The organism is Cellvibrio sp. (genome assembly GCF_053579595.1).
In genome coordinates this window covers 1-10031 of the sequence record NZ_JBRFPI010000148.1, presented here as the reverse complement: position 1 = coordinate 10031, position 10031 = coordinate 1, and the positions used below count along the sequence as shown (strand labels likewise).

Here is a 10031-nt window from a genome sequence, read left to right as displayed (position 1 = left end):
AGTGGCGTCGTCGAGCAGGTTTACCAGAGTTTCGATGTTGTAACCGCCGAGCATCATACCGAGTAGTTTAATTGCGAGAGGCTTATCGATCAGAGGAGAAGAGGCTTGGTCTTTCAAAATCGCGCTTAGGTAAGCGGCTTTAACATAGGCGGCTTCATCAACGCCGGGCGGAACGCGGTTGGTGATCAAATCCAGTAATACTTCAGCTTCACCAGCGGGGGGATTTTTTAACAGTTCAACCAATCCAGCAACTTGTTCGGCGTTTAATGGTTTTGGTGGAATACCTTCTGCGGCGCGTTCTGCGACCTGTTTACGATAGGCTTCAAGCACGGTTTTATCCTCATTAGTGTAGGGGTTACTCCCTCGGCAGGATCTCTGCTTCCGGAGACTATCCATGGCCTTCATGGATGACTAAGTGCGCTCAAAAAAACAGCGCCCTTAAAAAAGCTCGTGAGAGCGGTAATTCGGGCGGCAAGTATAACCCAAGCCGCGCAGCCTGTTAATGCGCGGCACGCAACTCCTGCTGGTTTCGATGCGCCTGTCGATGTTGGTAGGAATCGGTATTTAAAGTCGATTGTGATAAGGTGGCGAGCTTGTTTGATGACTCCAACATGACCCACGGCAACGATAAAAATGGCTCCTGCCAATAAAAAATGAGGACACTATGATAGCGACAAAGAAAGCGACACAAAAAAACCTGTTAATTTCCAGCCTGATGGTTGGTTTGCTCGCCACCTTGGCGGGTTGCGATAAAAAACCAGCTGATGCTCCGGTGGCGAGTGATGCGGTAGTGTCATCCGCTGCGGCAGAAACATCTGTTGCTGCTCCTGCAGTTGCAGCCTGCGATGGCACAGCGCCCGCCGGTGAGTTGACCCCGGTACGCATCGAAGCGGCGAATACCACTCGCACAGAACCTGGTTTATTTGAAGGCCCGGTGTGGATTAATGATTCACTGTATTTTTCTGATTTTGTTTTCACCAACGGATTTTCATCGCGTATTCAAAAGTTGGATGCGAGTGGCGCAGTGACGACTGCAATTGATGATTCGGGCAGCAATGGCCTCGCAGTCGATGGCAATGGACTGTTAGTTGCGGGGACACACAAATACAAAAGTCTCTCGCGTTTTAATCCTGCAACTGGCGAGCGCAGTTCAGTAGTCGAACAATACAATGGCAACGTATTTAATTCGCCGAATGACATCGCCATCGCCAAAGATGGCACTATTTATTTTACTGACCCTGCTTTCCAGCGCGATGCAGCGCCCGGTGGCCAGGAAAAAACCGGTGTTTATCGTGTGGCGGCTGATGGCACAGTGACCTTGGTTGATGACACCATTACCAATCCTAACGGTATCGCCTTATCACCGGCAGAAGATGTGCTTTATGTAAACGGTGGCGGTGAACAAGGTTTATTGCGCGCTTATCCGATCGTGAATGGAGTTCCGCAAGCAGGAAAAGATTTGGTAACCGGATTGACTATTCCCGATGGTATGGCGGTTGATTGCAAGGGCAATATTTATTTGACTGAACACATTGCGCGTCAATTGCGTGTATACACCCCGGCGGGTGAGCAAATCGCACAAGCCACTACCGATGCCAATCTCACCAATGCGGCATTTGGTGGGGTGGAAGGGAAAACCCTGTACCTGACTGGCGCGGGTTCATTGTGGAAAATTGAATTGGATATTACTGGCTCAGCCTATTAGTTTTTTGCTTCTTAATTTTTATACACCTGCGAACCGGTTGTTAAACCGGTTCGCTTATAACGCGATTTATTATGCTTGTATTAAAACCCGTAAAAACTCCCTGTGTGGGAATTTGCTCCACCGGCATTGGCGACAGTGTTTGCCGTGGCTGCAAACGTTTTGGCCACGAAGTTATCGATTGGAATAGTTACACCCATGAGCAGCGTTTGCTAATTGCGCAGCGGCTGGAAGCGTTTCTCGCACAAATTGTGCAGAACATGATTCAAGTCAATGACGAAAAGTTATTGCTCACGCAAATTAAACACCAGCAAATCCAATTCAAGCCTGAGCAAAATCCCTATTGCTGGGTATTTGATTTGTTGCGTGCCGGCGCTAGCCAGATTCAGGATTTATCTCAATACGGTCTTGCATTACAAATGAAATGGGTCGGCACACCATTAACCGTGATTCGCGATAATATCGATAAAGACTTTTACGCGCTCTCCTGCGCCCACTACGAACGCTACATATCGCCTTGTTTCGTCACGGCTGAAACCCTCGAACAACATAAATAGTTTTTACTTTATGAATGCTCTCACCAAAATCCAGCAATTCCTGCACTGCGAAACTCCCGATGCCTGGGTAAAAAACGCCTTGGACAATCAAGCCCTGTTATTGCTTGATCACGCCAATTGCGAAAAAAAAGCGGCATCCACAGCAATTAATTTAATGTTCCGCTACGTGGGCGATTTTGACATGATGAACAAGATGTCCCGCCTAGCCCGCGAAGAGCTTCGTCACTACGAACAAGTGATGGCCATCATGAAGGCGAGGGGAGTGAGCTACGATCAAATCACACCAGGCAGATATGCAGGTGAGTTGCGCAAACTGGTTCGTACTTCAGAGCCTGGGCGCTACATAGACACGCTCATCTGCGGCGCCATCATCGAAGCCCGCTCCTGCGAGCGCTTTGCCAAACTCGCACCGCACCTCGATCAAGAGCTGCAAACATTTTATCTCTCGCTACTAAAATCTGAATCCCGTCATTACGAAGATTATCTAACTCTTGCTAAACGTGCGGCTGAAGGCGCGGATATTTCGGCGCGAGTGCAAGAGTTCCTAGTGTTAGAAAAAACGTTGATTGAAGGGGGAGATGAAGAGTTTCGGTTTCATTCGGGGGTTGTTGCATGAGGTCCAGGTAAGTTAGTCGATAGTTAGATTTTTATGGAATGTAGATGTGAGCTGATTGCCTTTTTTTCAAAAACGCACATACTGCACTCGGTGCGCAAATTTTCGTTTGTATAAAGAGCTAGTAACTATTTTATTTATTGTATAGAGCAATTAGCTACCCCAGCTAATGCGCGAGATAGTAAGAAAAGGAGGTCTTTATCCGGTGAATTCGTTTCCGCCCTTCTGCACGATTTCTTTTAAAGCCATAGTGAGCACTTAACCCAGCTCGGGTTTTCGTTTAATTTTTATCAAAGCTGTTTGTGAGTAATATAATTTTCAGTTTTATGCTGAAAAATCCACTTTTTCATTGGGAATAGGAATTATGGGATTAAATTGGAAGTCAGCTAGGAATGGAGAATCAACTTTTAAATGTGGCTTGGGGTTTCTCACCTTATTGTTGAGCGCCTTAGCTGAGCGTTCGATTGCGTGCATATTAGTATTTTTGATCTCTCTTTTTGCAAATAGTTATGTCGCAGCTGCTCCGAGTATTAGCTCTGTTGTAATAAATGCTCCGCTCGAAAACGGAAAAAAAGTAAGCTACGGCGGGTTCGAAGTCCAGATCTCATTTGAAACCAATTATGACGGTGCATCCTCCGGGAAAATGAGCTATCAGATTTGGGAGCAAAAAAACTTAGGTGCTTGGACGCTGATTAACCCATTGGGCGGAAGTGGAACACCCTCTAGTGGGGGATACAGTAAACAGGATATTGCGCAGTGGTTTACTGACGTTAAAGTTAAGCCAGTGCCCATCGGAAAGTACAAATATAAATTACAGGTCAGAAATCACTACCAGGGAACCGCTTGGAGTGCCGCGGTAGAATCAGACGAGGTTGAAATTAAAGCGCCAAGAGTGGCTCCATCGACATCTGCCAGCGGTTTTAATGTTTATGGTACAGGCGATCAAACACTTCTAGTTGAGAGCGACAACCATTATATCTTTAAAGATGCTGAGGCAAATCTTAGATTTTCTTGGAGTAGAGTGAAAAATGATGTTCCTTTATCTGATCTGTACTATGAGTTTAGGCATCGTATATTGGGAAGTGAGAATTGGTCTTCTTATAAAGTAGATCCTAATAAACACGCTCTTTTTGCACTTTGGCGTCCTCAGCCAGGAGCGACTATTGGTATGCACGACATGCAAACTTATGAGTTCTCGGTTAGAGCTTGTAATCCGCAGGGGTGCGGTCCCGATAGATTTCTCGAAAAACCTATCTATTTAGACTATCCAGAAATAGCTAGCTCTGTATTCAATTCCTCATTATTTATTAAAGTACACGATCTTTCAGATAACGTGATTAAGATTCAGAATTTCTGTTTCGCTAACTCTGAAACACGTAAATGTCATGCAAAATATGTCAGAGTTACAGGTTCTGCATCTGGATTGACCGGCGGAAGTACTCTTTATCTCTATAAAGGCGTAGAGCTGTCGAAATCTGTAAGTGGTTCATTAACTGAACTAAGTCTTGTTAACGATTTCGTTGATTTGGATGTGGGGTCCTATGCTTTTAGTGTTACAGGAGCAGGAAAGGCATCTGGTGTTAATCTTCGAAAACGTTTTCATGTATTTGTGCCTGTTTCTGGAAGCATTTTGTCTACACCTTGTCTCATAGATCTTCAAAGTGATAGCTGCCAGTCAGAAGTAAATATTGAATGGAAGGGTGATTATCCTGTTTGTTTATATCAAACAATAAAAGGCCAGCGTAAAGAAATAGAATGTTTTTCTGACACTAGCGGCGCAAAACAATTGCATTTGCCCACAAGTGTTGATGTTTCTACTCTTGATTTGGAGGCAAAAGAGCCTGCAGGTAATCGTGTCTTTGCCACTCATAAAATTACTTCATCTTATGCCGGGGTAGAACTTTCGGTTACTCCTGAACGTTGTGACATCATTAGGCCTGCGACGAAATGCAATGCCACTGTGAGCTGGTCTGTTATTGGCGATTACATTTCATGTTTATATCAAAACACTACGAAAATCGCTTGCTCCAACAATGGTAATTTAAATATTTCACTTTCTGCTTCATCTACAACCTTTACCCTAAAAGATGGGGATGGGGCGAATGCAAAGAATTTGGTTCATAAAACCGTTCGGGCAATGCGTCCTCCAACAGGAAAATTGGAATTGGCGCCCGGCGCTATAAACCCCTGTGTTCCAACAAATGGGGCTGCCTGTGAGATCGCAATCACAATGCAACATTTCGGCGGACATATGGGCGTCACACTCTATAAGAATGAGATTGCCTGGGGAAATCTCGGCACATCGGCTGAATCAGACCCATTCACTCATACAACGAAATTGCCGGTAGACGCGGTGGGCACCAAATATTCCTTAAGGGCGACATATGATGGTGCTATGTATGAGTTTGCGAATATCTTTCTATATCCATCAACATACCAAAATCAGGGTTATTCACTTACGTCCACAGCAGCCGAGTGCATCTACGATCCTTTAAACGAAAGTGGTTGTAATTTAAATGTCGTATGGTCCATGCCGACTGCTGGTGCATGTATATTTTTGGCCGGAGCTAAAACAGGATTTTGCCCTGACGAGACGATGTTAGATGACAGAACAACTGTTAAACGCCCCGAAGGAAGCTATTTATTTCAATTGAGAAAAGGTAGCTCCCCTGATTCGGAACTCTTGGCTCAAGTGCAGCTCAAGTCTGTACAAAGCCAAGCGGCTAAAATAATGGTTACCGCAAAAGCCTGTTATGTTGATTATTGTTTGGTTAACTTAAGCGTCTTTACCAATTATGAGGGAAATGTTTGTTTATACGATAATGGCAGTAAAGTTACATCAATGTGCGGCCTAAAAGGAAACATGTACATAAATGATTTTAAAGTTACTCGTGAAGATCATAATTTCCAATTATTTTTGGTTCCTTCGCAAGAAAATATGAAATCTCTTTTGAGTGAGCATTCCATTAGTTTGTATCGTGACCCAGGAACTTATAAAGACTTGGTGGTTTCAGAGTGCAGGATGTCATCAGGAGTGTGCGAAGTTGACATTAGTTGGCATGCGTTTGTTGAAGGTATTTGTGTTTATTCAAAGTTATCTAATAAATTAATTAGTTGTCCTCGTGGGGTTGGCAATAAAAATTTAACAGTCAATATTGATCAGAATACAGGTAATCTGTTTCAACTTCGTCACGACTCTGGTGGCTCATCAGATCTACTCAAGGAATTCCAAGTCAATCTACCCGATGTCGTTATTCCCATTGATGGAAGCGGTGCCTTACCCACACCGGTGTTGTCTGGTGAGGATATAGACGGGGATTGTTATTATGCCGTTAATTTAAATGCTCCTTTGAATGTTAGTGGCGGCCACATTTACGAAATCTACCAAAGGAAAGTTGGCGTAGACTCATGGGCAGTGCAGCCAGTTGCGACACGCAGCACTGGGTTTTCGTCTCCTAATACTCCACCATTTCGTTTTGTTCGCGCTTCTCAAGAGCCAGGGCAATACGAATATAAATCTAAGGTGTGCGACAAGGCCACAACACAATGTGGTGAATTTTCGGATGTTTTTACTGTTGAGGTTTTGCCTGGATGTTCTCTTTTGCCATCGCCAACGGTAACTGTAATAAATCCGTTGATTAATAGTGAGCATGGGTTTGATGACGAAGTTTCGATAATTGCTTCAGTTGCACCCACGCAAGGAGTTTCAATTAATAGCGTAGCTTTTTATCAGGACGGTAACTTGCTAGGTATAGATGTGGCTGCGCCCTATGAATTGAAATGGAAGCCTACACGTCTGGGCCCTCAATATATTATGGCTAAGGCAGAGGCTAGTAATGGTGCTACTGCTGTATCTAATTGGATTCCAATTGTTATTAACCAGTTTTCACCTGTATCAACTGATCCTAAAGCTATTTTACTTTCACCATCATCTACTCAAATTGAAACAGTAACTGCAGGTTCAACTGTATATCTTTATGCTGATGTATTTGATCAGGTTCTAAGAAGTTGGAAAAATAGGGATGGAAACTCACCTAAAATAATTTACTACATCAATGGAGTTCCACTTCTCAATGAGGGCGACCGTCGAGCGGGAGAGGTTATAGTTTGGCAACCCCCAGCTGTTGGGCAGTACAAAGTTAAAGCAGTTGCTGAACTTGATGAGGGCCTAAAGCTGGAAACAGTTGAATCCCAGTTTGATGTGATTGAGTCCCAAACAGGTACACTTGCACTACAAGCAAATGGCAACGCGAATGCAGGCAATGCGATTGAAATGATTGGCAATGTGACTGACCCGGATCAACAAACTGCACATGTTACGTTTTATGCAAACGGCGAACCTGTGGGCAAAACAAGCGAAGCTCCACCTTATAAAACCCGGTGGACACCGACGGTTGCAGGTAATTATGTGCTTACTGCAAAGCTTATAGACAAGCGCAGTAATGAAACTATCTCTGCTGTAAAAAATGCTGTAGTTCACCCATCATTATTTTCAACTGATGGATTGAATTTTGTATCCGATTTCGGTGATGTCGCTAATCAAAGTTGGAGAGTGATGCCGTTGGAGCAGTCCGATGTGTTGGCGGTAAGTCTTGCCAATTCAAGTCGCATTAGTTACAACAAACTCGGCAAGTTATTGATCAATCGCCCGCTGAAAATTATTAATCGCAGCGATATGTATGACAACGAAATAGTCCCGCAATTAATAGTGTTGGACGCAGGTCAGATTGAACTCAACAGTAGCATTGAAATTGTGGGTGAACCTGCCGATCTATTAATTCTCAATGCAACAGTGACAAACGCAATCCGCTGTAAGAACTGCGGCTTTATCAACGTTGAGCGAGCGACATTGGCAGTTGCAACACCCGCTACTTCATTGTCATCGGAGATGACCAGTGTTGGGCAATTGCAAACCCGTGCAAGCGGCTTAATTGATATCGATAATTTACAAGCATCAGGTGTAGTGAGTCTGGAAATTATCGCCGATAGAGTGATGACTAAAGGCCACATTAATACCCAGCAATACGCTCGCGAATCTACTGAAGTGAATCCACGTAACAACAATCTGGTTGAACCTGTGTTGGATTTCATCACTACCCCGGAGGTTAGCTCAGTCGTTGTTGGTTCCGGCGGTGTCAGTTTGTTGCAGGGTAATCTTACCGTAAACTATGAAACGCTTACGTTAGATAACACTGTTGCGGGTACCGGTGTAACGGATCTGCAAGGTGCTATCTCATCGGGCGCGATCAATATTTTTGCGACAGATGCGATTCAATTGAGCGGCAATCTATCCACACGCTCCTCGCACCGCGCCGCGCAAATTTATCGCGGGCAATTGCGCGCTCAGGACGAACAAATCCAGCTGAAAACAATTGCTCAGGCTACTACTGCTCCGAGTTTGCGTATCCATGGCCGTGTATTGTCTGATGCGAAAGTGCACATGATTGGCCATAACAGTGAAATTAAACCTGATGGGGGTATTCGTGCTGCGGCAGTGCAAGTCGAGCTTATCGGCCAGTTGTTGAACCAAGGCTATATCCACAGTTATGTTCGTGCGACATCAGAAAATCCTGCGAGTGACCAGGTCGGGATTGCAATCGGTGCCGGTACAGTAGATAACCGCGGCGAAATTCAAAGTATGTTCAATAACGCGGTAGGTGAAAGTAGCGATACAACCCCCCACGGTGAAATTAACATTGCCAGTGTAAATGACATATACAATCGCTTTGGTGGGTTGATAAAAGCCCGAAAAGTTAATGTAGTTTCCGAGAAGGGCAAAATTCGCAACGGCTCACTCTATGCGTTTGACGGGACAGCGGCCGGCGGCAAAGAATCCACTACTGCGATCAAAATAGCGCCGCATAATACGTCTCTTCTGAGTACCCATACTGCATTAGCCTTCTCTGCGAGTGAGCCACCCGTAAATAATGTTACGGCGGTTATCATTGGCGATGAAGTTACCCTGGATGCCGCTCAGTCAGTTGAAAATATAAACCCCTATACGGAACCCTATACATCGGAAGCGGTAGAAATTTCCGCTGCCACGATAGAGGCTGAGAACCGTGCTAACGATGTTCAGATAGAAGCGCTGAAAAAGCTGAGTATTGTCAGTGATACCTACGTGCTGAACTCGTCGGCGAAGCTTGGCGTGTCGGAATCACTGGAATCACTGAGCAGCAACCGCCTATCGATCAAAGCGCCTGCTATTCGTAATGAGCGATATTACAGTCGTATGATTATGGAATCGTTTAGTGATCACGAAAAAGTGCAAGAGCAAACCAATATAGAAATCAATAACTGGGCCAAGGGTGTGCAATCCCGTTATGGTTTCTATTCGCCTCCCGGTTATATCTATTCCTTTGCCAAAGCTGAATTTGACTTTGGAGCCACCGGTGATGGTTTGCTCAATAACATCTCGTATGTGGATTTGTATGGTGACTTACAAGTTTTTGGGCAAGGTCAAATCACCACGCGCGGCATCAGCCTTGAAAAATTGGCCTATGACTCCGCTACCACCACCATAGTATCTTTATCCGAATCTATTTATCACGAGCGCGGTAGAACCTGCTCGCTCCCCAGCTCAACCTACAGTCGTACCCCTGAAGGTAAACTGATCAAGCAATCACCGGATAACACCCTGTTTGCGGTGAATGGTGAAATCAGTGCGCCCGCGAATGTCTTTAAGGCGCGCAATGACCAAAGTCTGACCGTATTAAGGCAAGACGTAATAACACAATACAAAGAAGAGCAAAAGCAAGCGGCGATTGATAAGCATAAAGCGAGTGGCACGGTTTATATTGATTCCCGCTGCGATGTAAGCAGTTTTGATAAAGAGACCGAGAGCACCATCGTGATTTATCAGCACTTTTACAGCAATAACAGCAATATAAAATGTTATAACCAACGAGCATATGACGAAAATCGAGATCCTTGGAAAGGTGACCCGCCTAGCACATCAGATAATATTTTTGCATTAAAAAATATTACCGATTTGGTTAACGAAAAAATTCTGTTAATGGGCAATACGCTCAATCAACAAGTTAATGACTACCGCGCCTGGCGGGAAGCAGCACAAGCAACAGGGAATTGAAAATGAAAAATACCCAGCGCAAAACCATGAAAAGTTATATCACCCTCAAGCAACGCATCACTGCCGCTG

General features: G+C 44.6%; 4 protein-coding genes and 1 pseudogene. 4 read left to right on the top strand and 1 reads right to left on the bottom strand.

Going from position 1 to position 10031, the window contains the following annotated elements; translation table 11 throughout:
• Window positions 1-330: pseudogene (locus tag ACWA6V_RS10750) on the bottom strand (bifunctional aconitate hydratase 2/2-methylisocitrate dehydratase); the annotation flags it as partial.
• A gap of 334 nt (window positions 331-664) precedes the next feature.
• Between ACWA6V_RS10750 and ACWA6V_RS10745 the strand changes: the two are divergent.
• The 4 genes from ACWA6V_RS10745 (at window position 665) to ACWA6V_RS10730 (ending at window position 9962) form a co-directional block, all read left to right on the top strand.
• A complete protein-coding gene (locus ACWA6V_RS10745) occupies window positions 665-1705 on the top strand; it encodes an SMP-30/gluconolactonase/LRE family protein (RefSeq protein ID WP_449522487.1) in 1041 nt (346 codons plus the stop codon).
• A gap of 71 nt (window positions 1706-1776) precedes the next feature.
• On the top strand, window positions 1777-2259 hold the full coding sequence (locus ACWA6V_RS10740) for a DUF1289 domain-containing protein (protein WP_310070550.1): 483 nt from the start codon (window positions 1777-1779) through the stop codon (window positions 2257-2259).
• 10 nt (window positions 2260-2269) lie between these two features.
• The gene (gene miaE / locus ACWA6V_RS10735) at window positions 2270-2875 is read left to right on the top strand and encodes a tRNA isopentenyl-2-thiomethyl-A-37 hydroxylase MiaE (RefSeq protein WP_449522486.1); all 606 of its coding nucleotides are present in this window, start codon (window positions 2270-2272) and stop codon (window positions 2873-2875) included.
• A gap of 361 nt (window positions 2876-3236) precedes the next feature.
• A complete protein-coding gene (locus ACWA6V_RS10730; protein ID WP_449522485.1) occupies window positions 3237-9962 on the top strand; it encodes an Ig-like domain-containing protein in 6726 nt (2241 codons plus the stop codon).
• Window positions 9963-10031 lie beyond the last annotated feature (69 nt).